Here is a 24,681-nt window from a genome sequence, read left to right as displayed (position 1 = left end):
GGCATGGGCAGGCCCCAAAAAACGGCAATCTGATTTGAGCCCCCTCATCACAACCTCCGTACCACCCCCACCAACAACACTCTCGTAAACTGGAAAACCTCATACTCCCTAAATGAAAAAGGGGTGACTTGGCTGCTCAGTACAGAGCGGTTGTTCAGCAAATTGGTGCCCTGAAGGGTGAGCCATTCTCAATTTGATATAGTTCTCCAAGGCGAGATTAATGCATTTTGACTTGCTCTTTTTCCGCTCGCTGCGTTGAAAAGCCTCGCCGACCTCACCGTAGGGCCCCTTTCCCCACGTTTCGTGTAGGCATCGCCTGCGTTTTTCGCCTTGCGGGCCGGGAAAATAGCTGCGCCATAATTTCACACCACGCAGTAGATGCGGAGTGAAATCTTAAGTTGTTGGACTATACAAAACTGCCGTCCTTACAGGACTGTTTACAGCGCTTATGGCCTTTCCACAATCTGACGATTGCCGGAAGGAATTCTCGTCCCTCCGGGACTGATGGGGCGTGAACCAGAGTATCGCAGGCATTTATGCTTTTGGGGCTCTAGCCTGACATTGGCCTAGCGCTGCGAAGGGGCGGCAGGCCTGATAAGGCCGAGCGAAGAGCGAGCCCCGTAGCATAGCGGCACCTGCCATCGGGCAGGGGCAGGCCCCCCAATAAAACGACAATCTGGTTTGCGCCTGACTGATGCTTAATCAAATAATGAGTCCCCTTCCAACAAGCTAACAACGATCGCCGGAGTGGTTTGCCGTCCCTCCGGGACTGATGCTTATCCTAAAGACAAGTCTCCTTCCAACAATCTGGCAATTGCCGGAAAGAATTTCGTCCCTCTGGGACTTGGCTCTGGGATGGCTTATTCATTGAGTTCCGCAGGAACGGCATAACTTCCGCACGTTCATAAGAGCGTGCGAAAGGGCAAAAGTCCTGAATCTCACCCCAACCGTCTTTTCTTCCCTCGACAGTTTCCCCTTCGCAATTGCTTGAGCGGGCAGGAGCGCCTTCTGGCCATCACCGCTCCCGGCGACCGCAGTAAGCCCCCAAAACGTCCACTATTTCATTTCAGGACGATTGCCCCTGCCTGCCCTTGCATCTTTGTAGCGTCATCAGTAGGGCGTAAGCCTTTCAGCATTCAGCTTGGCACCGGCCTAGCGCTGCGAAGGGGTGCAAGCCCGCAGGGCCGAGCGGGCAGCGAGCCCCGCAGCATAGCGGCACCTGCCCGTTGGGCAGGGGCAGGCCCCCTCTGGTCCAAGCCCCCTCCTTGCGGCAGGCCCAAAAGCAGACAGGCTGGCTTGTGCAGCATGAGCTCAAGAGGCTGCCATGCTGACTGATGCCTGATTTGAAAACAACCAAAATTTTTACATCCAACACTTACAAAGATGAAAAACGTACTGATCCTTATTTTGGCCTGCTGCGCCTTCAGTGCATCTGCTCAGGCAGGTTTGCAAACAGGCCGCGCTGCGACCGTGGCGCACAAGTACCGGGTGAGCCTGCCCGTGATCACCCTGCCACAGCTGGCAACAAAATCATGGGACGACCGCACCCATACACAGCACATTGAGCTCCACATCAAACGCAGCCTGGACGACAAGAACATCATCGGGCTCAAACTGGCTACCTGGCGGCTGTTCCAGCCAATGGGTATTGTCTGGTGGGACGGGCTGCTGGACAAAATCGAATCCGAAAGCGAGTTCTACCCCGGCCATGTGCGGGAATCTGGTGTAGGCATCACTTATCAGCGCATGCTCTGGAAAGGGCTTTTCGCTACGGTCGAGGTGCTGCCTCAGTTCAAGACTTACCTGGATGCAGAGGGCGAGAAAGTAGGGGATGGCTTTAAGCTCTACAACTCCTACCACTTGGGCTACCACTTCGCTTTCGGGAAGCAAAAACGGTTTTTCATAGAGCCACAGGTACATTGCCAGCATTGGATGTTCGATACGGGCACCCCTCAGGCGTTCAAAGCCATAGATGACAAGTGGAGAGACTATTTCCTTTTTGAGCCCAATTTGTACTTCGGCATAAAATTTTAGGCGTTGGCTGGGTTTTTGGCCTATCCTATCCCTATCATGGCCGCCGCCGCTGCATAGCCCGAAGCACAAGCACCGTGCACTGTAGAATGGTGGCGGCCCGAAAGGGCTTCGCCTGCAAAGTAGAGCCTATCCTGCACGGGCTCCGAAATGGCATTGACAATGCGTTTCTGGCCGCCGTCGTAGGAATAAGAATAAGCCCCTTGTATGTAGGGCTCTTCCGACCAGTTCTGAACAATGTGGTTGACGTAATTGGCCGTAGCCTGCCCCTCAAAGGCTTCGTCCAGCTCAGCCAGCAGTTTTTGTACCGCCTCCTCCTCTGTCTGCAGCTGTGTATACGCGCGGGCTTCCTCATTAATGGCGAAAAGCCCTAAAATGTGTTGGCCCGACCCCTTCTTGAAGGCCGCGTCGTAAACGAACTTGTCCTCCCTGGCCAACGCTTTGAAGACATTGCGAAAGACCAGGATGTCCGGGTAAAACTTTTCTTTGAACTGAATGAATATTTTGACCCCATCGCCGACAAACACCTTGTTGATGGCTTCCACCTTACGGCTCGGCAGCGCAGGGCTGAAGCGGATATGCCCTTGCTGAAGTATACGGATGGGCACCGTTATCAGCACTTTGTCAGCTTCGTACTGCTCCCCCGTTTGGGTGTGCAGCGTGGCCCCATCCGCTCCGTAGTTGATCGCTGACACCGGCTGACTGAGCCTGATGTTGCCGGCAATGCCGGGGAGGATGCACTGCTCGAAAAAGTCGAACCAAGTGGAGCGCTTAAACTTCCATTCGCTGTACAACCGGCTGATGAGGGGGTGGGCTTTCAGCTCGCCATGTTGCCAAGACTGAATGTCCTGCGGGTCGTACACTATGGTTTCAAAGGCCGGCCCAGCTATGGGCTGCCCGGCTATTTCGGACAGCACCTCCGGGTCTACGTGTATCCACTCTGCGCCGAGGTCTATCGGGAAATCAGCAAACCCGGCGGCTTTCTTCAGCCTGCCGCCGTAAACCGGAGCGGCCTCGACGATCTCGAAGCCGATACCATACTGTTTTAAATAATGCCCCGCTGCCATTCCCGCTGCGCCTGCCCCCACGACAACTACCTTCCCAGCAAAATCAGGCTGTGCCCTTGGGAAAAAAGAACGGCTACTGCTGCACGATTGGAGCAGCGTGCCCGCCGACAACAAGGGCAGCCCTATGCCCATCAGCAGGCTCTTCTCAATAAATTCTTTCCTTTTCATCTGCATTTAGGTTTCTTGTGAGGGCACAAGGCAGGAGGCCGTTTTGGGGCCTACCCCCGCCCTTCCGGCGGCGGTCGCTACGCTTCGGGGCTCGCTGTCCGCTCGGCCCTATCGGGCTTACACCCCTGCGCATCGCTAGGCCAATGCCAAGTTGGGCGCCCGGCAAGCGGTGCGCGCAAACAGCGCTAAAAAATGCGGTAGGACAGCCCCAGGTAAATGACGCTGTTCCTCAAGTCGCGGCCTGTTACGATATTGGTGAGCCCCTGACAATACCTCGCCCCTATGCTCCAGCCTTCCGCCACCTCGTACCCTATACCCGCATTCAAAGAGAAGTCGAAGGTCTCAAAACCCTCCAGCTGAAGGGCTTCCGGCACCGATTTGGCCGTGCTTACGGTCAGCAGCCCGAGCTGAGGGCCCAGCTCTGAATAAAAGCGGCCTTCCACCCACTTGAGCATCACCGGGATATTGATATAAGAGATCTTGTACCTGCCGCTCTCCTTCGAGCCTTCCCCTTGTAGCGACCAGATCACCTCCGGCTGCAACTTGACTGCTTTAGAAAGCTTGAAGGATGCATAGGCCCCGAAAGAGTACCCCACCTTACGGTCGCTCTCCGGCAGGGCATCATCCCCCCAGAGCTCTGCAAAGTTGGCCCCGGCTTTTACGCCGTACTGTGTGCCGTCTGCCGGCTCGCTGCTGCCCTGCGCAAGGCCCTGAAGCGCCCATAGCAGGCAGCATCCTAAGCCCACCGCTTTTAAAAGGCTGGCGATATGAATTTTCATCGGTATGTGGTTTTAGTGCTTGTTTGGAGTAGCTCTGTTTTGATGATCAAGAGTTTATGCCCGCCTGTTGTGCCAGTATAGCACCGCAGGCCTGTATGGAAGGATCTCTAGGGCAGGGCTTATGCTTTTCCCGGCCCCGATTCAGCTGCGCAGTATGGTACCCTAAATATCGTAAGAAAATGGAGTTGAAACAGCCTGAAACAGACAAAACAGATCATTGATGAAGCGGCATTGTAAACCCACTGCGCCCCCATACCCTCGCCCTTCCCTGCTCAAAGCCTCGCGATCTGCATCTCGCTGTTCTTCATTTTGCTGGTCTGCAAAAGGGGCTGCACCACTTCTTTGATGAGCCCCGATATGGCCGAGATCAGCCGCATCTTAGCATAAGGCCGGTGGTACACCAAGCTGATTTCCCTTACCGGGTAGGGCGGGGTAAAGTCCTTGATCCGGCTTGCACGGTCGGGCGGAAGGTCCATCGCATAGAGCTCCGGTACGATGGTAAGCCCCCGGAACCGGTCTACGATGTTCAGCAGGCTATCGAAAGAGTTGGGGCTGAACGAAAGGTTGGTGCTCATTGGGCGGGAGTGGAGCGCGCAGATGTTCACCACCTGATCGGTCAGGCAATTCCCTTGCTCCAAGAGCCACACCTGCTCGTTGGCTATGTCAGCCGGCTTCAAAAACCTGGTCGCGCCCTCTTCGGTATCCCCGTAGACCATCAGCTTTTCATAATAGAGTATCTCTTCTTCCAACTGTGCGGCCGGGCTAAGGGGGGTGGAGGCAATGCCCACATCAAGCTCCCCTTTTTTCAGCCGCTCGATGATGCTGTCTGTGGTGACCTCCTGCACGTTCAGCTTTAAGCCCGGGTAGCGCTCCAGCAGGAGCGGCAATACCCGGTGCAATAGGTTGGCGGCAACGGTAGGGATGATGCCCAGGCTGAGCGCTCCTTCTATTTTCCCCCTCACTTCCTTTGCTACTTCCCTCAGCTTTCGGCTGTGCCGGAGCACTTCCTCCGCTTCCCGGATGATATCTTGCCCGCACTCCGTTGTGATGACGGGCACCGTCTTCCGGTCAAACAGTACCACTTCCAGCTCCTCTTCGAGCTTGCGCACCATAGTGCTCAGCGTAGCCTGCGTAACGTGGCAGGCCTCAGCGGCTTTGCTGAAACTTTTGTGCCGGTCTACCGCTACGATATACCCCAGTTGTTGCAGGTTCATATAGTTGTATTGATTTTGTCAATACCAAATATAAAAAACATTTCCTTTGTCAATAGGGCTGCCTGCCCCATCTTTACGCCGCCGCGAGCATCTAGCGGCCCACTCCCAATTGAAAAAACATAGCCTCTGCTTCTGCGCGCTGCATGGCCCATTACGGCTGTACAGCGGCAGCCTGCTGCTGCTCAAGCCCAAGCAAAACATCAACTTACAAATACCAATGTTCATGAAACAGTTACTCTTTTTGCCTCTGCTCTTCTTCGCACTGAGCACTTTTGCTCAAGATAGTGCCGGAGAGTGCCCATTCGGTCATGGCAGTGCCCCCAAGGCCACCAAAACGGCTGTCACCGAAAGGCGGGAGGCTATGGCCCAAAAAGGCGGCCCGACCAATAAAACGTGGTGGCCCAATCAGCTCAATCTCGATGTGCTGCGCCAGAACGCTATGGAATCCAGCCCAATGGGCCCGGATTTTGATTATATCGAAGCCTTCAACAGCCTCGATTATGAAGCGCTGAAGAAAGATATCGAGCTCGTACTGACCGACTCCAAGGAATGGTGGCCTGCCGACTTTGGCAACTACGGGCCTCTTTTCATACGCATGGCCTGGCACAGTGCCGGCACCTACCGCTCAGGCGATGGGCGGGGAGGCTCCCGTGCAGGGCAGCAGCGCTTTGCCCCCCTCAACAGCTGGCCAGATAACGCCAACCTCGACAAAGCCCGCCGCCTCCTCTGGCCGGTGAAGCAAAAATACGGCAGCAAAATATCTTGGGCCGACCTTATGATCCTTACTGGAAATGTCGCCCTTGAGTCGATGGGCTTTGAAACCATTGGCTTCTCCGGCGGACGAGAAGACGTATGGGAGCCGGAGAGCGATGTCTATTGGGGCGCAGAGACCGAATGGCTGGCCGATGTGCGCCATCAGAACGGCGAGCTCGAAAACCCGCTGGCCGCCACACAGATGGGCCTCATCTATGTCAACCCCGAAGGCCCTGCTGGCAACCCGGACCCCCTCGAAGCTGCAAAAGCAATACGCGAAACCTTCGCGCGTATGGGCATGAACGATGAGGAGACCACGGCCCTCAATGCAGGTGGCCATACCTTCGGCAAGACCCATGGCATGGGCCCGGCTACTCATGTAGGTGCAGACCCCGAAGCCGCAGGCCTTGAGGAGCAAGGGCTCGGGTGGAAAAGCTCTTATGGTACAGGGAAAGGCAAGGATGCTATCACCTCTGGGCTGGAAGTGACCTGGACCGGCAAGCCTACGCAGTGGAACTATGGCTTTTTCAAAATCCTTTTCGAAAATGAATGGGAGCTGACCAAAAGCCCTGCCGGTGCACACCAATGGGTGGCTAAAGGGGACAAAGCCTTCATCCCTGATGCTTTCGACCCTAGCAAAAAGCATAAGCCGACTATGCTCACTACCGACCTGGCTTTCCGTTTCGACCCCGAGTATGAGAAGATCGCCCGCCGCTTTTACGAAGATCCCAAAGCTTTTGAAGAGGCTTTCGCCAAAGCCTGGTTCAAGCTCACTCACCGGGACATGGGCCCCAAAACTACCTATGTCGGGCCAGAAGCCCCCGAGGTGGACTTCATCTGGCAGGACCCCATCCCAGCGCTCAACCACGAACTGGCTGATGCCCGTGATATAGCGGCCCTGAAGGAGCGCCTGCTCAGCTCTGGCCTCTCCCTTTCAGAAATGGCCTCTACTGCTTGGGCTTCGGCTGCTACCTACCGCCACTCTGACCGCAGGGGCGGTGCCAATGGTGCCCGTATCCGCCTGTTGCCACAGCGCAACTGGGAATCCAACAACCCCGAACAGCTCGCTAAGGTGCTGGATGTATTAGAAGAAGTGCAAGCGGAGTTCAATGCCCGCCACAAGGCTAAAAAAATCTCCATGGCCGACCTCATCGTTCTGGCTGGCACTGCCGCAGTAGAGCAGGCCGCGCAAAACGCCGGCTTTGATGTGGAAGTACCTTTCACTCCTGGCCGTATGGATGCCCTGCAGGAAGAGACCGACATCGCTTCCATCAACCTGCTTGAGCCCATGGCCGATGGCTTCCGCAACTACCTGAAAACGCAGTATACCCTTTCTACTGAGCAGCTCTTGGTAGACAAAGCCCAGCTTCTTACCCTCACCCCTCCCGAAATGACCGTGCTGGTGGGCGGTATGCGCGCCCTGGGCGCCAACTACGATGGCTCTGATATAGGCCTCCTCATGGACACCCGCGATCAGCTGACAAACACCTTCTTTGTCAATTTGCTGAGCATGGACTACGAGTGGAAAGCGCAGGGTGATCAAAAAGAAACCTTCGACATCATCGACCGCAACACCGGGGAAAAGGTATGGGAAGCTTCACGCGCTGACCTCATTTTCGGCTCCAACTCTGAGCTGCGTGCCCTGTCCGAGGTCTATGCTGCGGATGATGCCAAAGAGAAGTTTGTGCACGACTTCATCGCTGCCTGGACTAAAGTCATGAACCTCGACCGTTTCGACCTGAAAATATAAGCCCTTCCCAAATAGGGCAAACTGACCAAAGCAAAGGCGCTACAGTATTCTGCTGTAGCGCCTGTTTTATGCCTAGCCCCGTCACGGGCCCCCTTCTGTCCCCTCTAGCTGGCACCTGCTCTGCAAAAAAGCTTTAACTTTAGGTGGGCCCTGCCCTTCACCAAAAGCAAAGCCATGTACAATCCTGCCATAGAGCAGCTGCCGCTGGAAGAGCTCCGGCAGCTGCAAAACGAACGCCTCCGCGCACTGATCGCCCGCCTGTATCAGGATGTCCCTTTCTATCATCAGCAATTCAACAATCTGGGCTTGCAGCCAGGCGATATCCAATCGGTAGAGGACCTGCATAGGCTCCCTTTTACCCGCAAGAGCGACCTGCGGAGCCACTACCCCTACGGTTTGTTCGCCCGCCCGATGGAAGACATCCGCCGCATACATGCTTCGAGCGGGACCACTGGCAAAGCTACAGTAGTGGGCTATACGCAGAACGACCTCGAGCTGTTTGATGAAGTGGTCGCCCGCTCTCTTTACTGTGCCGGCGCCCGGCCTGGCATGAAGCTGCACAACGCCTACGGGTACGGGCTCTTCACTGGCGGGCTGGGCATGCACGGCGGGGCGGCCCACATGGGCATGGCGGTCATCCCGGTATCCGGTGGCATGACAGAGCGGCAGCTGACCATACTACAGGACTTCCAGCCGGAAGTCATTTGCTGTACGCCTTCTTACGCACAAACGCTGGCTGGTGAATGTGCCCGCCGTGGCATCGACCCCGAAAAACTGGCGATACGCTATGCCGTGCTCGGGGCAGAGCCCTGGACGGAGGCTATCCGGCAGCAGGTAGAGCAGGGGCTGCAAGTGAAAGCGACCAATATCTATGGCCTTAGTGAGGTCATAGGGCCGGGCGTTTCCCAAGAAGATGTGGAAGAACAGGGCAGCGGCAGCTACATCTGGGAAGACCATTTCTTCCCGGAAGTAGTCGACCGCGATACTGGGCAGCCCCTGCCTTACGGGGAAGAGGGCGTACTGGTTTTTACTACCCTCACTAAGGAGGCCTTCCCTTTGCTCCGGTATTGGACCAACGACATCTGCTCCCTGTACTATGACCCCAATGGGAAGCGCACCCACATCAAGATGTCGGGCATACGCGGCCGGGCCGATGATATGCTCATCATCCGGGGCGTCAATCTTTTCCACACTCAGGTAGAAGAGGTCATACACACCCTGCCTGCCTTTAGCCCCAACTACCGGCTCATCGTAGGCAGGCAAGGCCACCTAGATCAGGTAACCGTAGAAGTGGAAACCGCGCCCGGTACTTCAGTAGCTGCTACAGAGGCTCAAGATGAACTGGCCGCCGCCCTCAAAGGTACGATCGGGCTATCCATGCAAGTGCGCCTTTGCCCGCCGGGCAGTATCCCCCGCAGCGAAGGCGGCAAGCTCAACCGGGTACTTGATCAGCGGTAAGCTTAGGCCCGTTCCAAGATCATGGCATAGCCTTGCCCAACCCCTACGCACATCGTCACGAGGGCATACTGTTTGCCCGTGAGCTGCAGCTCGAGGGCGGCAGTGTGGGCGATGCGGGCACCGGTCACGCCGAGCGGGTGCCCGATCGCGATCGCGCCGCCGTTGGGGTTGATCCGGGGGTCATCGTCTGCCAGGCCCCATTGGCGTATGCAGGCCAGCGCTTGTGCAGCAAAGGCCTCGTTCAGCTCTATGATATCCATATCTTCCATAGACAGGCCGGCTTTCGCCAAAGCTTTGTTGGAGGCCTCCACGGGCCCAATGCCCATGATGCGGGGCGCTACGCCAACGACAGCAGAGGATACGATACGGGCCATGGGCTGCAAGCCATAACGGGCAGCCCCGTCCGATGAGGCAATCAGTGTGGCCGCAGCCCCGTCGTTGAGCCCAGATGCATTCCCAGCTGTGACCGTGCCCCCGTTTTCTGCTTTCCGGAAAGCAGGGCGGAGCTTGGCTAGCACTTCCAGCGTGGTATTGGGCTTGATGAACTCGTCCTGGTCAAAAACAATGGGCGGTTTTTTGCGCTGTGGGATCTCTACAGCCACAATCTCCCGCGCCAAGCGGCCTTCACGCTGCGCGCGCGCAGCCTTCATTTGGGAGCCATAAGCGAACCGGTCTTGATCTTCCCGGCTGATGCCGTACAAGTCGACCAGGTTTTCGGCCGTAGTGCCCATGCCATCCGTACCGTAAAGCTCATGCATTTTGGGGTTGATAAACCGCCAGCCGAAGCTGCTGTCGTGCATTGCTGCATCCCGCCCAAAGGGCTTAGATGTTTTGGAGATGACCCACGGGCCGCGGGTCATGTGCTCTACACCGCCTGCGATAAATACTTCTCCATCGCCAGCTTTCACCGCCCGGTTGGCGTGTATGATGGCAGAGAGGCCCGAGGAGCACAGCCGGTTGACGGTCTCCCCCGGTACGGTATGCGGCAGCCCGGCCAGCAGGGCGCACATGCGGGCCACATTGCGGTTGTCTTCCCCCGCCTGATTGGCACAGCCCATGATGACATCGTCGTAGGCTTCCCCCGGGATGCCTGGGAAACGGGCAGCCAGCTCGCGGATAACAAGAGCGCCCAGGTCGTCTGTGCGCACAGGCGAAAGCGTGCCTGTAAAACTTCCGATAGGGGTCCGGACACCCCCGATGATGAATGCTTCTTTCACGTATGATGGTCTTTTTGGTTAGTCGGATCTATAGCAGCTCCCGGTCTTCCGGCAGCACACTTTTACTACTGCGGTAAACGGTGCCCCGGAAGAAGTAACAAACCTCCCCAGCTTCGTTGCGCACCTCCACATCAAAATCTGCGGTTTTATACCCTACGTTCAGTGCTTTGGCCTCTGCCACGAGCACTTCGCCTTCCCTCACCGGCCGGGCGTAGTTCATGCTGCCTTGTATAGAAACGGCTACCCTGCCAAAGGAGTTGGACGCGAAAGCGAAAGCGCTGTCCGCAAAAGCAAAAGCAATGCCGCCGTGCAGGATACCATAGCCGTTCAGCATTTCCCGTTTGACCTGCATGCGGATCTGACAGCGCCCTTCTTCCAGCTGCAGGGGCACAATGCCCATCCACTGGCTACAATAGTCTTTGGCCATCATTTGTTCGTACACCCTGCGGGCGCGCTCCTTTCCGTCCATGATCTTGGGTTTGGTAAAAAAAGACAGCTGTACGCCCGGCAAATATAGCCAAAAAGGGAGGAGGGCGGGGCCCGGGCAAAACGCTCAAGGACGTGAATTTGCCTAGGGTAGGGGTTGCCATAGGGAGGGCTCTCCCGATTTTGCAGTCAGATTTGCCAATTTAGAAGTCTTGATGCGCCGGGTCAGTGGGGCGTGAACCAAAATGTCGCAGGTGTTTAGGCTTTTGGGGCTCTAGCCTGGTATTGGCCTAGCGCTGCGAAGGGGCGGCAGGCCTGATAAGGCCGAGCGGATAGCGAGCCCCGTAGCATAGCGGCACCTGCCGTCGGGCAGGGGCAGGCCCCTATACTTGCGGAGGGGCAGGCCAAAAGAGCGACCATCTGGTTTGCGCCCGGTCAGTGTAGTTGGGAGAAGTGAGCTGTTTTCAACCACGCGCCGGCTTTTTGGGGGCTTAGCCTGAGCTGAGTGGCAGAAGGAGAGCAGGCCAGTATGCACAGCACACAGCAGGCGTGTAGCGAAATCTTGGGTTGTCAGGCTATAAAAACTACCCGAACGGGTAGGGAGTGCCCTTGTCCGATGCCCGACATTTGTACAAAACCCATCCCTATGACTCGACTCTTCTTTTTTGCACTCCTACTATTACTGGCCACTACCGCACTCGAGGCGCAGCCAGATGTGCGTATGCAAGTGCTCTCCGCTTGGGGGGGAGCATCTGGTACAGCAAATATCACCTTGGGCGAAGCCATTATCTTTTCTGCGGACAGCCCAGGGGGGAGCATTTCACAAGGTTTCCAAAGCCAATCGGGCCTGCCATCTGTGCCTAGTGCCGCTATAGCACCAAGCCCCGAAGTACAAGCCCTTGTCTACCCCAACCCGGCTACGGGCTGGGCTTACCTCGAAACCAACCTGGAACTAGATGCAGTCTATTTGCACAATACCCTCGGCCAGGTATTCACCGTCTATTTGCAGCCCGGCGGCTTGCTCGACATCCGTCCATTTCCGCCCGGCTATTACCAGCTGTCTGCTCGGTCGGGCGGCCGTACGGTCTATATAGGCACCCTCGTCAAGTCTCGTTTATAACCTCAATTCCCAATATATATCAACAATTTTTTACATGAAACAATTACTCTTCCTCATCTTTGTGCTTGCCCTATCCCTTTCGGCTACAAGCCAAACCCCTTCTTTTTTCAACTACCAGGCGGCACTGAAAAATACCGATGGTACTCCTGCTGCCCAAGAGGCGGCAACGGTGGAGGTGAGCATTTCTACTGCAGGAGGCTCTTACGAAATGTCCTATCCTACTACGACTGATGACTTTGGCGTCATCAACCTTCAGATTGGGGATGAGGCTCTCCGTGAACTCGATTGGGGCAGCGGTAATGCTGCCATGGCGGTCACCATTACTTACAGCGGGGGCACCGTAGAGATCGGGCCTATCGCGCTTGCTGCTGTGCCGTATGCTTTTTATGCGGATAATGCCGGAAACGCTGAGCCTGGCCCACAAGGCCCAGCCGGCCCACAGGGCGCAACCGGCCCGCAAGGCCCAGCCGGCCCGCAAGGCGAGACTGGCCCGCAGGGCCCAGCCGGTCCACAAGGTCCAGCCGGCCCACAGGGCGAAACTGGCCCACAGGGCGCAACCGGCCCGCAAGGTCCAGCCGGCCCGCAAGGCGAGACTGGCCCGCAGGGCCCAACCGGCCCACAGGGCGAAACTGGCCCACAAGGCCCAGCCGGCCCACAGGGTGAAACTGGCCCACAAGGCCCAGCCGGCCCGCAGGGTGAAACTGGCCCACAGGGCGCAACCGGCCCACAAGGCGAAACTGGCCCACAAGGCCCAGCCGGCCCACAGGGCGCAACCGGCCCACAGGGCGCAACCGGCCCACAAGGCGAAACTGGCCCACAAGGCCCAGCCGGCCCACAGGGCGCAACCGGCCCACAGGGTGAAACTGGCCCACAGGGCCTAGCAGGCCCGCAAGGCGAGACTGGCCCGCAAGGTCCAGCCGGCCCACAGGGCGAAACTGGTCCACAAGGCCCAGCCGGCCCACAGGGCGCAACCGGCCCACAAGGCGAAACTGGCCCACAAGGTCCAGCCGGCCCACAGGGCGCAATCGGCCCACAAGGCCCAGCCGGCCCGCAAGGCGAGACTGGCCCGCAAGGCGAGACTGGCCCACAAGGTCCAGCCGGCCCACAGGGCGCAACTGGTCCACAAGGCCCAGCCGGCCCACAGGGCGCAACCGGCCCACAAGGCGAAACTGGCCCACAAGGTCCAGCCGGCCCACAGGGCGCAACCGGCCCACAAGGCCCAGCCGGCCCGCAAGGCCCAGCCGGCCCACAAGGCGAGACTGGCCCACAAGGTCCAGCCGGCCCACAGGGCGCAACCGGACCACAAGGCCCAGCCGGCCCGCAAGGCGAGACTGGCCCGCAGGGCGCAACCGGACCACAGGGCGCAACCGGTCCACAAGGTCCAGCCGGTCCACAAGGTCCAGCCGGCCCTGTGAATAGCCTCAGCATAGGCACCGTCCTCTCTGGCAATCAGGCCAATGCCCAAATTACGGGCACTGCCCCTAATCAAGTCCTTAACCTGATCCTGCCCAAAGGCGACCCAGGCGAAGATGCCGACTACAGTGCCGGGGCGGGCATCAGCATACAAAACGGCACCATCACCAATACCGGGGATACAGATCCCAGCCCTAAGGTGCGGCAGCAAGACAGTTTCGGAGGGGATGTAAGCGGCACTTATGATGACCTGACGGTAACCCATCTGTACGGCAGGGCCTTATCTGAGGCCAGCCCGCAAGAAGGCGACATCCTTACGTTCCAAAGCGGCAAATGGGTGCCGGCCGAACCCTCTGCGGGCAGCACCTTCAATGTTGGCGCTGGAGCAGTTGGGCCCTCAGGCACAGTGCTCTTTACCTCTCCTGGCATCAACGTGACGGTGGTAGGCGCCAACGAAATCCGGGTCGCTCGTTCCGGTGGGAGCCTGACGGCCTCCAACTGCAGCATAGTAGCGACTGCCCGGAATGGGCTCAATAAATTTTACCACGTCACTTTCAGTGGAGGGCAGGCCAGCATCCGTGCTTTTGATAATGAGGCGGCCTTTCCCATGAACTTTATCATCTACTACTAAAAACCAGGCCGTGCGATACCTATACTCCAGCCTGTTTGTCCTGTGTGCTGTACTTGGTGTACAGGCACAGGACCTTGGGCAACTCCAATCGCCGGGCCGCCCGGCGCTCTCGGGCAATATACAGCTGAGCAGCCAGGCCTACCAGTCTTCAGGGGAGGGGCTGGCCCGCAGCGCACCGTTTGGGGTAGCCCTCAGCGGCGGGCTGACGGCCAGCTTTGCTGGCATCAGCATACCCATTACCTTTTCTTTTGCTCAGCAGCAGGGCGCTTTATCCAGCCCCTTCAATCAGTTTGGGATGAGCCCCTATTACAAGTGGGCAAAGCTCCACTTAGGCTACCGTACCCTGAGGCTTTCTCCTTATGTGTTTTCTGGGCGTTCCTTCCTCGGAGCGGGCATTGAGCTCACGCCCGGGAAGTTTAAGGTCATCGCATTCAGAGGGCGGATGCGCAACTTACTGTCCGTACAACCGGCATTGGGCATTGAGGGCCCGGTTGTGCTGCCTTCTTATGAGCGGATGGCCTCTGGGGCAAAGGTAGGCTACGGCGGCCCGAAGGCTGGCGTAGACATTTCTGCGGCTTTCCTACAGGATCGAAGGGAAGGTGCCGCAGACAGCACTTTTCTGCCGCCCATGGAGAATTTGGTGCTAGGTGTCCATTTTTACGCCCGCTTCTTCAGGCGCCTGCGCCTAGAGGCGAATATTGCAGGCAGTGCTTTTACACCCAACCAGCAAGCTGGTTTTGAAGAAGCCCTGCCGCAAGAACTTGAAAGGTACGGCTTGCTCCTTTCGCCCAATATCTCCACTCGTGCCAGCTGGGCGGGGGATGCCTCGTTGAGCTATAACCACAGGGGGGTGTCTGTGGGGTTGAAGTACCAGCAGGTTGCCCCTTTTTTCCAGTCGTTTGGCATCAACTTTTTGCAAAATGATGTAGAGAACTACACCATTAATTTTGCTGCCCCGCTCTTGGGCAAAAGGCTGCGCCTGCAGGGCTCTCTGGGCATACAGCGCGACAACCTGAACGAGGCCAAGGCTTTCCAAAGCCAAAGGGTGATCGGGGCTTTCTCAGCAGCATGGCATAGCGGCCAGCGCCTCCACCTCATGGCCCGGTATGCCAATTATCAGCACGAAAACCGCTCGGGCCTGGTCAATATCAACGATACGCTGCAATTTGTGACCATCACCCAGCATGCCTTCGCTGGCGGGCAATGGAAAGCTTTCGAGCGCGGGCCGCTCAGTGGCTCCCTGCAGCTGAATGGTTTTTTCAACGATATCGTCAATGAGTCTTTGGTGCTAAACGGGGCTGCTGACTTCAGTGGGCACGGTGCTTCCGGCAGTTTTACCCTTAGGCATGAAACCATGGGCTGGAACCTCGGCCCGGTCTTCAACTACCATCATTACCTTTACCCCGGCCGCAAGCAGGGGCGTACCGGTGGCGGCCTTTCCGCAGGGCAATCCCTTTTTGGCAAAAAACTGCAGGTCGCCCTTTCTGCCCTTTACAACCTCAACCGCACCAATGGGGAGCGCTCAGAACGGCAGCTGAACCTTTCGGCCCAAATCAACGCCAGGCTGAAGGGCGGGCACGGCATCCGCCTGCGCACCTTCTTCCTGAACAGAGCGCCCGAGGGGGGCGAAGGCTTCCGGGAGTCCCGTGCACTGCTCGCTTATCAATATTCTTTTCACACCCCAAAGCCAAAGCAATAAGCCATGCGCCATTTAACAACGACCGCCCCAACGGCTGCTTTCGCCTTGCTGTTCTGCCTGAGCAGCTGCATGACCTCACTGCGCGCGCAAGATATTGAGGTGCAGATCGAAATTTTTCCGCCTTACCCGGTCACCCTGGAATACTACCTCAATGCTGCCGACAATGCCCTGCTCAGCCTTTTCAACTCGGGCATACAGGACCAAGAGTTTTACCTGCATTCCAGCATCGTGGGCGACAACGGGCTTACGGCCATGACCAACAGTGGCTACCGGCCTGCTCAGCCCCTTGTGCTCCCGGCTATGCAATCTCTTACCCTTACCGGGCAGGACCTGGCGGACACCGACCTCGGTTTCAATAGTATAGGCCAAATCGACCTGAGCGCCATCAGCCAAGAGCAGCTGGATTATATCAACTTCAACCGTGCCTTGCCAGAGGGCAACTATCAGGTGTGTATAGAGGCCAAAGACTGGGCCACTGGGGCTTCCCTTGGCTTCAGCTGCTCTGCACCGTTTGCGGTTTTTTATGGAGACATGCCGGTCATTTACCTGCCTGCCGATGGGAGCGATGTAGCCCCCAACCCCATGAGCCATGTGACCATTGCATGGGAGCCTCCGTTTACCCTTGCCCCAACACCGGGCGGCTTCCTTTACGACCTCAAGATGCTAGACGTCACCGGGCAGCCATTTGATGACCTGGAAATCCTGATGAACGACCCCGGGCAGTTCCCCCTTCTTGATGTCAGGGCTATTCCCGACCTGCTCTACAACTACGATTTCCCACCCGAGATCGAGCTGGAGGCAGGGCATCAGTATGCCCTGCGGGTCAGGGCGGTAGACCCCACCGGGCAGACCCCGGTCACCAACAATGGTTATAGCCAGATTACCACTTTCTGGTACCGGGATGGGAGCTCTGCTGTGTCAACAGCTGCTCCGCCGCCTACTGGGAGTGCAGCTCAGCAGACCGATTGCGGGTCGGAGTGCGAGTACAGCCTGGCCAGCTCCAGGCAGCCGGTGAGCGATGCCGGGAGCTTTTCAGCCCTGCAGATCGGCTACTTTGCCATAGAGGAGCTGAGCTTTACGCAAACAGCTGGGGCCGCCGCTTCCGGTACAGGCACCATACTGCTGCCCTTCCTCGATAGTGTGCGGGTAGGCGTCAGCTTTGAAGAAGTGCAAGTTGACCAGGATGGTCGCATTTTCGAAGGCCAGGCCACCGCTGTAAAGGACTACACCTACGACCCGGGGACGGACAATCCGGTGGACATTTCCACCATGGATCAAATTTTACGCACAGAGCGCCTCATCAGCACGGCCCTCGGCGGGCGGGGACGCACCCTCAATTTGCCCCTTGGCATTGTATGGGACGTACAGGGCGAGCACCTCATGCTAGGTTTTAACGATATGGCCTTTACTCCCGAACGGGCATATGGCCAGGTCATGTACAATATGCACTACCCCTCTTGGGGCGACTTTTGGGCATCCCTTTCTGCTTCTAACATTTGCTTGTTGCCCTCGGGGTTTGGCGAAGAATTCCTGCTCCACCCGGCAGTAGACATCCCTCTGCCTGTAGGGGGGAGCGTAGCCCTTTCCCTACCTGGCACTACTTCCGCCATTGCGGAAAACATACGCGAAGAGGCCGCTTACCTGGAAGTGGATTGCCACGGTATAAAAGCCCTGGGCCTGGCCCTGGATGCGGTGTTCCCAAGGTCAGCCCTCCTGCCTGACAGCGAGGACGGCACGCCTGGGCCGGGAGAAGTTGCCGGCCGGATCACCTCTACCTGGGCCCGCGCTGCCGATGAGGCTGTGATCGGCAGTGCCGAGCAGCCGCTCAAAGGGTACCTCGGCTCTTTAGAGATGGGCCCCTTCCAAATCCCCGGGCTGCCAGGTCTGGGTTTCACCCTGGAGGAAGGTTGGGCAGACGCTTCCGACCTGCTCAACCCTCCGGGTTTAGTGCTGCCAGATAACTATGAGAGCCCTGATGTGACAACCGCTGCTTCGGGCCAGCCCACCCTGAGCCCGCTTTGGGAAGGCTTCTACCTAAAACAGCTGGAAGTGCGCTCTGCTGAAGGCTGGCTTTTTGAAGGGGAGCGCCTCAACTTCTCCGTCGCCAATATGATTATAGACGAACTGGTCACCCTGCGCGCACAGGTGGCCAATATCGCTGATGGGTACGCAGGCGACTGGTACTTATCCATCGATACCCTCTACTTAGACCTCGTGCAGTGGAGCACTGCTGAAACAGGGACCTGGAGCGCGGGCCTTTCCGGAAAGGTGGGCCTGCCCATTTCCGGAGCAGGGGAATACCTGGAGTACAGCGCGCTGCTGCTGCCGCAGGACGAGGGGGGTGCCCCAGATATGGAATTCCTGGTGCAGCCAGATGAAAATGGGCTAAGCTTCCCTTTCATGCAGGCGGCATCAGCCAACATCTGCCCCAATTCATTCGTGCGCATGGTACGGGAAAGCGGGCAGGCTGTGTTTGATGCGCAACTGGCAGGCAATATGAGCGTCACCTTTACAGACCCTGTGGCCCTGACCATCCCTTGGGTGGACTTCCAGTTTGGTTACCATTCTGTGGATGGCTTCAGCAATCAAGCCTTTTCCATTCTCGGGCAAGCCGTGAGCGGGCAGGAAGTCAGCTGCAGCAATTTGCCGCCTGTTTCTTCCTCTTCAAGCGGCAGCAGCAATAGTGCCCTGCCGGCCCCGGCTGCAGCCAATAGCCCGGTCGAAGCCAATAGCTTTCCTATATCGCTGGAGGAGCTCCGCATTGTACAGCAAGGCATTGGGCAAGTCGATTTCCGCATTGACCCCCGGGTAGAGCTTGGCGGCGGCGGAGTGAACGGGCTTTCGGCGGATGCCGCCCTCGCGGTGAGGTCGCAGATGGACCCCTCTAGCCGTAAGCTGGCTTTTGACGGGATAGCGCTTGGCGCCCTCTCCATCGACATAGACGAGGTTTTTGGGCTGTCCCTCGAAGGGGAAGTCGAATTTTATCAGGAAGAAGACGACCGGGGCGCAAGGGGCAGCTTGGACATCAGCATGCCCTTGGGCTTTAGTACAGCGTTGAATGCCGACTTCGGTGTGCGTGCTGTCAGGACAGATGTAGCATTTGGAAGTACCGCTGATTACTTTGGGTACTGGTATGTGGATGGCATGATCGGTTTCCCGGGCATTCCGCTAGGCCCAGGGGTCAACCTGCATGGGCTGGGCGGGGGTGTTTACGTCAATATGCAGCGCACCGATGGTTTTGACAACAACAGTGCTGGCACAGAAGCTATGGTCGAGGACATCTTGAGCCAGCTGCCGGGGCAAGCCGGGGAGCTGCAGGAAACCCCTTCCTCTCTAAAGCCCGTGCCAGCGTTTGGCACCTATGGCCTAAAATTGGCGACCCGCCTGGCTGCGCCCACTCCACAGGCCCTCAATATGGATGTCAGCATTGCCGGCTCCTTTGCGCAAAACATTGGCATCAATAGCTTAAACATAGACGGGGAGGCCTTCCTGATGTGCCCGCTTGATCAGCGGGAAACCGGTGCCAACTTTTGGGCTTCAGCTGGATTGGGCTGGGAAAAGAGCGGCATGGACCATACCTTCAGCGGCTACATCAATTTGTACGCCAATGTAGCGGGCGGTATGATCCGGGGCACCGGGCCGGGCGACCTCGTTGCCGGGGTGAGCTTCCTGGCAGAGACGGCGTCCAACAAATGGTACTTCCATGCTGGCAGCCCCAGCGAGCGGGCAGGGCTGGAAGTAGACCTTGGCATCGTCCGCCAAGAAGTGGGCGGCTATTTTATGGTAGGCCACGGCCTGCCTGCAACCCTTCCCGTGCCTGCTAAGGTCAACAGCCTGATCGGGAACAGCAGCGGCAGTGGCAGCAACAAGCTCAACAACCCCAATCCGGTCTCCGGGGCACTGCAAAGGGAAGAAGGCGATGCCTACTATGGCCAGGCACAAGGCATTGCATTCGGGCTGGAATCTGAAGTCAGTGTAGAAGTAAGGGCCTGGGCTTTGTATGCCAGTTTGGAGACTGTGCTTGGGTTTGACATCAACCTGACGCAGCTCAATGGGGCCACCTGCTACATCCCCGGCTCAGGGCAGATCGCCCCCGGCATCAACGACTGGTACGCCACGGGGCAGGTTTATGCAGGCATGGAAGGCGCAGTTGGGCTGAAAGGCAAATTCTTGGGCAAAGAGCGGGAGTTCGAGCTGTTTCAGATGGGCGCTGCCATGCTCATCAGCGGGGGCGGGCCTAACCCGGCTTGGGCGGAGGGCCGGGCGGGCGCTTCCTACCGGGTCCTCAACGGCCTGATCAAGGGGAGCATCAATTTTGATGTGCGCGTAGGGGATCGGTGCGAGCCCGCTCCTGAAGACGAAGAGATCATCCCCGTGATTTATGAGCTCAGTCCGGAAGACGAAGCAGAGGACGTCAGCGTGTTCGCTTCAGACGACTTGCTCGCGGCTTTTTATCTGCCGGTAGGCGAACGCATAGAAGTGCCCATCCTTTGGGAGCCTGTGCCTGGAGTCCGGCAGGCTATCATGGCCGACCTGGAGATTTACGTAGACGAGTTTTCGCTCAAAAACCACGCAACCAACGTTACCGTCAACGGTGCCCAAACCTTCAGCACCGACCACAAAGCCCTGACTATGGATACCGGGCAAAAGTTGGACAGCGAAACGGACTACACCCTCAAGCTCAGGGTCAAAGCTACCGACTACACCTTCAGCAGTCAGGGGGTGCCCTTTAAGGAAGGGAATGCCGATTGGAAAGAGGAGCGGGAGCATACTTTTACGACGGGCACTACCCCTTTCCCTATCCCGGACGACGAGGTGCTCAAGACCCTCCCTATCCGCAATCAGCGTTACTTCCTGCAAGATGAGATCAACATGCTCTACCGCCTGGAGTCCCCGACCCTTCTTTTTACCATGAATATGGGCGGGGAAGACTACTTCCCGGCCAGCACCACCGCTACCGAGTACGAATACTTCTTCCGCTGGGCCAGTTACGACGGGCAGCCTCCCATCATCAAGGATGTCAGCCATTTGGCCGGCAAGCAGGAAGTGGAGCTCATCCTCAGCGATCTGCCCAGGCTGCAGAACGACACCTACTACTCCTGCCAGCTGGTGCGCAAAGCGACCGCCTACCGGGTGGTGAACGGGGTAAGGCTTGGCCCGGTGATGGATGGGCTTGCCATACGGGAAGACATCATCCGCCAAAGTGGCAGCGGGCACGCAGCGCAAGAGCTGTCGAGGGAAGATACCCTTTCTGTAGACATACAGATAGACCCCGGCCAGTACGCAGCGCCCAATGAAGAGATCATTTACCAGTTCAATTTCAAAACCAGCCGGTACAATACCCTGAGCGCCAAGCTGGCCGGGGTCAGTATTGCGGTAGAAGAGCGCACGGACGGGCTTACCCGTTATCCTGCGCTGCAGTTCAGTATGGATGAGAACTTTGATGTCTTCGATATTGAAGGGGAATACAACGAGGCTTATGGAGGCTATGTTTCTCTTCCCCGCTTGGAGTTTTCATCAACCATCAATGGGGTGGCCCCTGTATTTTACGAGGGCACCGGTTTTGACATCAATGGGGATGTGGGCATAGGCTACGATGCATGGATGCAAGACCCTTATGAGCACCAAAGCCATCAGGGGGAAGCCGGTTATGCCCAATTTCTGGCCCACAGCATTGGCGGCTTTGTCGCCCTTTACGAGCAGGAACAGCCCCTGAGCCACGATATCACGCTGACCGTCGGCAGTGAGTCCCGTACCGTTACCCGGGAGCTGCCGGAGCTCGATTGGCTGCTGGCCACCAATGGGGAGTTCCTCCGTGGGCAGTACGGCGGGCAATCGCTGACCTATTTCCTAAGAGACCGCAGGGCTAGCGGCTACGATGGCCCGCTCACCGCTGGAGAAATCAGCGGGGCATGGGACAGTTTTTTGGATGGGCAAGTGCAGCTCGGCCCCGGGGGATATGTCAACTTTTCTGAATTGACTGGCAGCGGCATGGCACAGCTCGGCTTAGCGCTGGATGAAGGGCCGGTGTTCACCCTGGAATATTATGCCCCTGTATGGACTGCCCAGGACATTATGGCCATCAGCCAAGCCGGGGCCACCCTGCTCAGCCAAACCTACCTCTGGGATGCGGGCAGTGTGGGTAATGTCGGCACGAGCCCCGGCAACAACCAAGGAGGGCTCTCCGGAGGCGGTGGCATCACAACCGGCACAGGCGGCGGTATTGTTCAGGTACAATCGGCAGACGGAGGCCTGGGGGCAGACGGCTCCTCGGGCATGATCACGGGTGGAGGCGGCTTCGGCGGAGGCGGTACAGACGCCCCGTTCGAGCCCCCGACCACCGTCAACTTCTACGCAGATTATATCGCCCGGCATTATCCCGCCCTGCTGGTGCAGCTCGACAATATGAACGCCGGGCAGCAATATTACCGGCTCGAAAAGCACAAGGGCACATACGACTTTGCGGTACAGCCCGACCGCGGCTTCCTGATCGAACAGATGCTGCCCGGGCCCAAGGCTTCCCGCACCTTCCAATACGGGGTTGTGGGCGGGGTGCACGCGGCAGGGCAGGCCCACATTATTGCGTCTGATGGCAGCTTGCTCAACTATCAAGGCCCAATTCTCTCATTCCAATAGCCTATGAAACAGTTCATTTCTTTTTGCATCGGTTTGGCGCTTTGCGCCCCGCTTTACGGGCAGCCCAGTTTGGCAGACAGCACCGGGCAGCCCCCCTCTTTGCAGCTTATTTTGCGGCGGCAAGGCAGCGATATGCTGCTGCGCTGGGCGCCAACTACTCCAGCGGCCTGGCTGAAAGGGCTCAACGGTTTTGCCCAGATCGAGCGGACGGCCTTTGACGCCTTCCAAAACTTCCCTGCAGCAAGTACAGATACCCTGGGCGGGAAAATCCGGGCGTGGAGCCTTGCCGATTTTGAGGAGGCCATAGCGCAAGCGCCCGAGAACCGCTACCTCATCATGGCCGGGCAGAGCGTGCACGGGGAGTGGGAGACCCTGCAGGCCGGGGAGCCACTGAGCATGGGCGGCATCATCAACAGGCACGAAGAGCTCCGCCACAAGTACAGCACAGCCCTGTTCATTGCCGATATGGACCCCCTTTCTGCCGAGGCGATGGGCCTGTTTTACAGGGACGAAAACGTGCCCGAGGGCAAATACCTGAACTACAGGGTGACGCTGTTCACCCCCACCGGAGAGCTGTACACGGCCACCGCTCTTTACAACCCCAACTTCGACCTGCTCGCCACCCCGCGCATAGCCGAAGCAGAAGGGCTAGACGGCTATGTCCGCCTCAGCTGGGACCGGGAAGGGCATGAAAAGTATTTCACGGCTTACTACATCGAACGCTCCCTTGACGGCGAGCGCTTTGAGCGGGTCAATGAGCTGCCCTATGTAAACGCTACGGACGAGAAAGCGGCATTTGGCAGCCCGCCCATCACCTATCTGGCTGCCGCCGAAAATGGCAAAAACTATACCTATCGGATCATTGGCATAGACCCTTTCGGGCAATTGAGCCCGCCGAGCCCGCCTGTTGTGGCACAGGCAAGGCGCCTGCCCCCCCTGCCTGCCCCTGAGGTTTTGGAAGCCGGTTTTTCAGCCAACGGTGCTATGCTGATCACTTGGCAAGCCGATAGCCTGATGGCCGGGCTTGAGGCGTTCTCCATCCGTAAAAGCCGCACCTTTGAGGGCCTTTACCGGCCCATAGGCGAAGTAAAGCCCGGGCAGGCCTACCGGTTCGAAGATACCCTGGCAAGCTTGACGGCCCCACAGTACTATCAGGTCTGTGCAGTAGGCCGGGCCGGGCAAGAGCGCTGTGCCACACCGGTCTATGGCTTCACCAATGACCGGGAGCCGCCCGGCGCGCCTTTGGGCTTGTCAGGCCATATCGACTCGCTTGGGGTCGTACGGCTGAAGTGGGAGGCGGGGCCTGAGCCCGACTTGGCAGGCTACCAAGTGTACACCTCCAACAGCGCAGCGGGCGTCTTTATGAGGCGGAACCGGCAGCTGGTGCGTGCTACTTCCTTTACAGACACCTTATCCTTGGGCACCCTTACGCCGAGGGTTTACTATCGTATCGCAGCCGTAGACCTCCGCTCGAACACCTCCAGCTATTCCAAGGCCCTAATGCTCAGCAAGCCAGACACCATTCCGCCCGCCCCCGCCCTGTTCCGGGAGTACGAGGTAAAAGACAGCAGCATCAGCCTGCAGTGGGCCAACAGCAATAGCCAGGATGTAGCCTGGCATGAGCTGAAACGGAAGCGAGAAGGCGGCGACTGGGAAGTGCTGCAGCGGTTTGTCGATATGGAAACAGCATACGAAGATACCGCTCTGCTGCCCGGGCAGCGGTACGTTTATGCCATAGTGGCCACAGACAGCGCAGGCCTTTCTGCCCCTCCTGTCCGCAGTATTGAGCTGTACTTGCCCAAGCCCTTGCCATCGGGGCTCCGCCTTAGTGCGGTGTATGCAGAAGGCCAGGCGGAGCTGTCCTTTCAATTCCCCGCCTCAGGGCGGGAAGTGGCACAGATGGTCATCTACCGGTCGGAGGGGGAAGGCCCTTTCCGCAAGTGGTCGGTCCGGCAGCAGGGCATCGCTTTTAAGACGACAGACAAAGATGTGGCCCGGGGCAATACCTATCGCTATAAATTCCGGTTGCTTTACCGCGATGGCGGCCGCTCGGGCTACTCCAACACCGCAACCCTCCAATTTTAAAAATCCTTGCCACATGCCCAAGCCACCATCTGGCCAGACACCCGAGGAGCTCCGCCCGGAAGAACGGCATCAGCTTGTCACCGCACAGCTTATTGCGGCTATGCAAGCTATAGATGCACTACTTTCATCTGAGGAAGGGCGCGCCCCTGGTTTCCCTCAAAAACCTTATCTTGGAAAAGAAGAAAAGCCGGGAGAGGACAGCCCTGAGCCTTAGCTGGCCTTCCGGCAAATGCG

General features: G+C 57.9%; 14 protein-coding genes. 9 read left to right on the top strand and 5 right to left on the bottom strand.

Going from position 1 to position 24,681, the window contains the following annotated elements; genetic code table 11:
• Positions 1 to 1,383: 1,383 nt before the first annotated feature.
• A complete protein-coding gene (locus FRY97_RS03030; RefSeq protein WP_147165947.1) occupies positions 1,384 to 2,034 on the top strand; it encodes a hypothetical protein in 651 nt (216 codons plus the stop codon).
• 20 nt (positions 2,035 to 2,054) lie between these two features.
• On the opposite strand, the gene FRY97_RS03025 is transcribed toward FRY97_RS03030, so the two are convergent.
• The 3 genes from FRY97_RS03025 to FRY97_RS03015 all read right to left on the bottom strand — a co-directional run bounded on the left by FRY97_RS03025 (position 2,055) and on the right by FRY97_RS03015 (position 5,259).
• Positions 2,055 to 3,266 (bottom strand): flavin monoamine oxidase family protein, encoded by a 1,212-nt coding sequence (locus FRY97_RS03025; RefSeq protein ID WP_170254478.1) that lies wholly within the window; start codon positions 3,264 to 3,266, stop codon positions 2,055 to 2,057.
• 185 nt (positions 3,267 to 3,451) lie between these two features.
• The gene (locus tag FRY97_RS03020) at positions 3,452 to 4,045 is read right to left on the bottom strand and encodes a porin family protein (protein ID WP_147165945.1); all 594 of its coding nucleotides are present in this window, start codon (positions 4,043 to 4,045) and stop codon (positions 3,452 to 3,454) included.
• A gap of 272 nt (positions 4,046 to 4,317) precedes the next feature.
• The gene (locus FRY97_RS03015; RefSeq protein ID WP_147165944.1) at positions 4,318 to 5,259 is read right to left on the bottom strand and encodes a LysR family transcriptional regulator; all 942 of its coding nucleotides are present in this window, start codon (positions 5,257 to 5,259) and stop codon (positions 4,318 to 4,320) included.
• Positions 5,260 to 5,482: 223 nt separating this feature from the next.
• On the opposite strand from FRY97_RS03015, the gene katG reads away from it, so the two are divergent.
• On the top strand, positions 5,483 to 7,762 hold the full coding sequence (katG, locus tag FRY97_RS03010; protein ID WP_147165943.1) for a catalase/peroxidase HPI: 2,280 nt from the start codon (positions 5,483 to 5,485) through the stop codon (positions 7,760 to 7,762).
• A 174-nt stretch (positions 7,763 to 7,936) separates the two neighbouring features.
• Entirely contained in the window at positions 7,937 to 9,220 is a 1,284-nt protein-coding gene (locus FRY97_RS03005; RefSeq protein ID WP_147165942.1) for a phenylacetate--CoA ligase family protein, read from the top strand.
• 2 nt (positions 9,221 to 9,222) lie between these two features.
• Here FRY97_RS03005 and FRY97_RS03000 read toward each other — a convergent pair whose 3' ends face one another.
• Complete coding sequence (locus FRY97_RS03000; RefSeq protein WP_147165941.1) at positions 9,223 to 10,437, bottom strand: acetyl-CoA C-acyltransferase; 1,215 nt, start codon at positions 10,435 to 10,437, stop codon at positions 9,223 to 9,225.
• A 28-nt stretch (positions 10,438 to 10,465) separates the two neighbouring features.
• The gene (locus FRY97_RS02995; protein ID WP_147165940.1) at positions 10,466 to 10,906 is read right to left on the bottom strand and encodes a hotdog fold thioesterase; all 441 of its coding nucleotides are present in this window, start codon (positions 10,904 to 10,906) and stop codon (positions 10,466 to 10,468) included.
• A gap of 603 nt (positions 10,907 to 11,509) precedes the next feature.
• Between FRY97_RS02995 and FRY97_RS02990 the strand changes: the two genes are divergently transcribed.
• Genes FRY97_RS02990 through FRY97_RS22275 form a run of 6 tightly spaced genes read left to right on the top strand, consistent with a single transcriptional unit; the run spans position 11,510 to position 24,661 of the window.
• A complete protein-coding gene (locus tag FRY97_RS02990) occupies positions 11,510 to 11,983 on the top strand; it encodes a T9SS type A sorting domain-containing protein (RefSeq protein WP_170254477.1) in 474 nt (157 codons plus the stop codon).
• A gap of 34 nt (positions 11,984 to 12,017) precedes the next feature.
• Complete coding sequence (locus tag FRY97_RS23250; RefSeq protein WP_317131900.1) at positions 12,018 to 14,027, top strand: exosporium protein; 2,010 nt, start codon at positions 12,018 to 12,020, stop codon at positions 14,025 to 14,027.
• A gap of 10 nt (positions 14,028 to 14,037) precedes the next feature.
• Positions 14,038 to 15,726, top strand: a complete 1,689-nt coding sequence (locus tag FRY97_RS02980) for a hypothetical protein (protein ID WP_147165938.1) — start codon at positions 14,038 to 14,040, stop codon at positions 15,724 to 15,726.
• Between the two features lie 3 nt (positions 15,727 to 15,729).
• On the top strand, positions 15,730 to 22,362 hold the full coding sequence (locus FRY97_RS02975; RefSeq protein ID WP_147165937.1) for a hypothetical protein: 6,633 nt from the start codon (positions 15,730 to 15,732) through the stop codon (positions 22,360 to 22,362).
• Positions 22,363 to 22,365: 3 nt separating this feature from the next.
• Positions 22,366 to 24,447: a fibronectin type III domain-containing protein gene (locus FRY97_RS02970; RefSeq protein ID WP_147165936.1), complete on the top strand. Its 2,082-nt coding sequence runs from the start codon at positions 22,366 to 22,368 to the stop codon at positions 24,445 to 24,447.
• Positions 24,448 to 24,460: 13 nt separating this feature from the next.
• Complete coding sequence (locus FRY97_RS22275) at positions 24,461 to 24,661, top strand: hypothetical protein (protein WP_170254476.1); 201 nt, start codon at positions 24,461 to 24,463, stop codon at positions 24,659 to 24,661.
• Positions 24,662 to 24,681: the final 20 nt, after the last annotated feature.

The organism is Phaeodactylibacter luteus, assembly GCF_007993045.1.
GTDB classification, from domain to species: Bacteria; Bacteroidota; Bacteroidia; order Chitinophagales; family Saprospiraceae; genus Phaeodactylibacter; species Phaeodactylibacter luteus.
This window is presented reverse-complemented; position numbering and strand designations above follow the sequence as displayed.

Bases quoted from the DNA above. Each gene is read 5' to 3' on its own strand.
- FRY97_RS03030 (WP_147165947.1), top strand. From the start codon at position 1,384: ATGAAAAACGTACTGATCCTTATTTTGGCCTGCTGCGCCTTCAGTGCA.
- FRY97_RS03025 (WP_170254478.1), bottom strand. From the start codon at position 3,266: ATGAAAAGGAAAGAATTTATTGAGAAGAGCCTGCTGATGGGCATAGGG.
- FRY97_RS03020 (WP_147165945.1), bottom strand. From the start codon at position 4,045: ATGAAAATTCATATCGCCAGCCTTTTAAAAGCGGTGGGCTTAGGATGC.
- FRY97_RS03015 (WP_147165944.1), bottom strand. From the start codon at position 5,259: ATGAACCTGCAACAACTGGGGTATATCGTAGCGGTAGACCGGCACAAA.
- katG (WP_147165943.1), top strand. From the start codon at position 5,483: ATGAAACAGTTACTCTTTTTGCCTCTGCTCTTCTTCGCACTGAGCACT.
- FRY97_RS03005 (WP_147165942.1), top strand. From the start codon at position 7,937: ATGTACAATCCTGCCATAGAGCAGCTGCCGCTGGAAGAGCTCCGGCAG.
- FRY97_RS02995 (WP_147165940.1), bottom strand. From the start codon at position 10,906: ATGGACGGAAAGGAGCGCGCCCGCAGGGTGTACGAACAAATGATGGCC.
- FRY97_RS02990 (WP_170254477.1), top strand. From the start codon at position 11,510: ATGACTCGACTCTTCTTTTTTGCACTCCTACTATTACTGGCCACTACC.
- FRY97_RS23250 (WP_317131900.1), top strand. From the start codon at position 12,018: ATGAAACAATTACTCTTCCTCATCTTTGTGCTTGCCCTATCCCTTTCG.
- FRY97_RS02975 (WP_147165937.1), top strand. From the start codon at position 15,730: ATGCGCCATTTAACAACGACCGCCCCAACGGCTGCTTTCGCCTTGCTG.
- FRY97_RS02970 (WP_147165936.1), top strand. From the start codon at position 22,366: ATGAAACAGTTCATTTCTTTTTGCATCGGTTTGGCGCTTTGCGCCCCG.
- FRY97_RS22275 (WP_170254476.1), top strand. From the start codon at position 24,461: ATGCCCAAGCCACCATCTGGCCAGACACCCGAGGAGCTCCGCCCGGAA.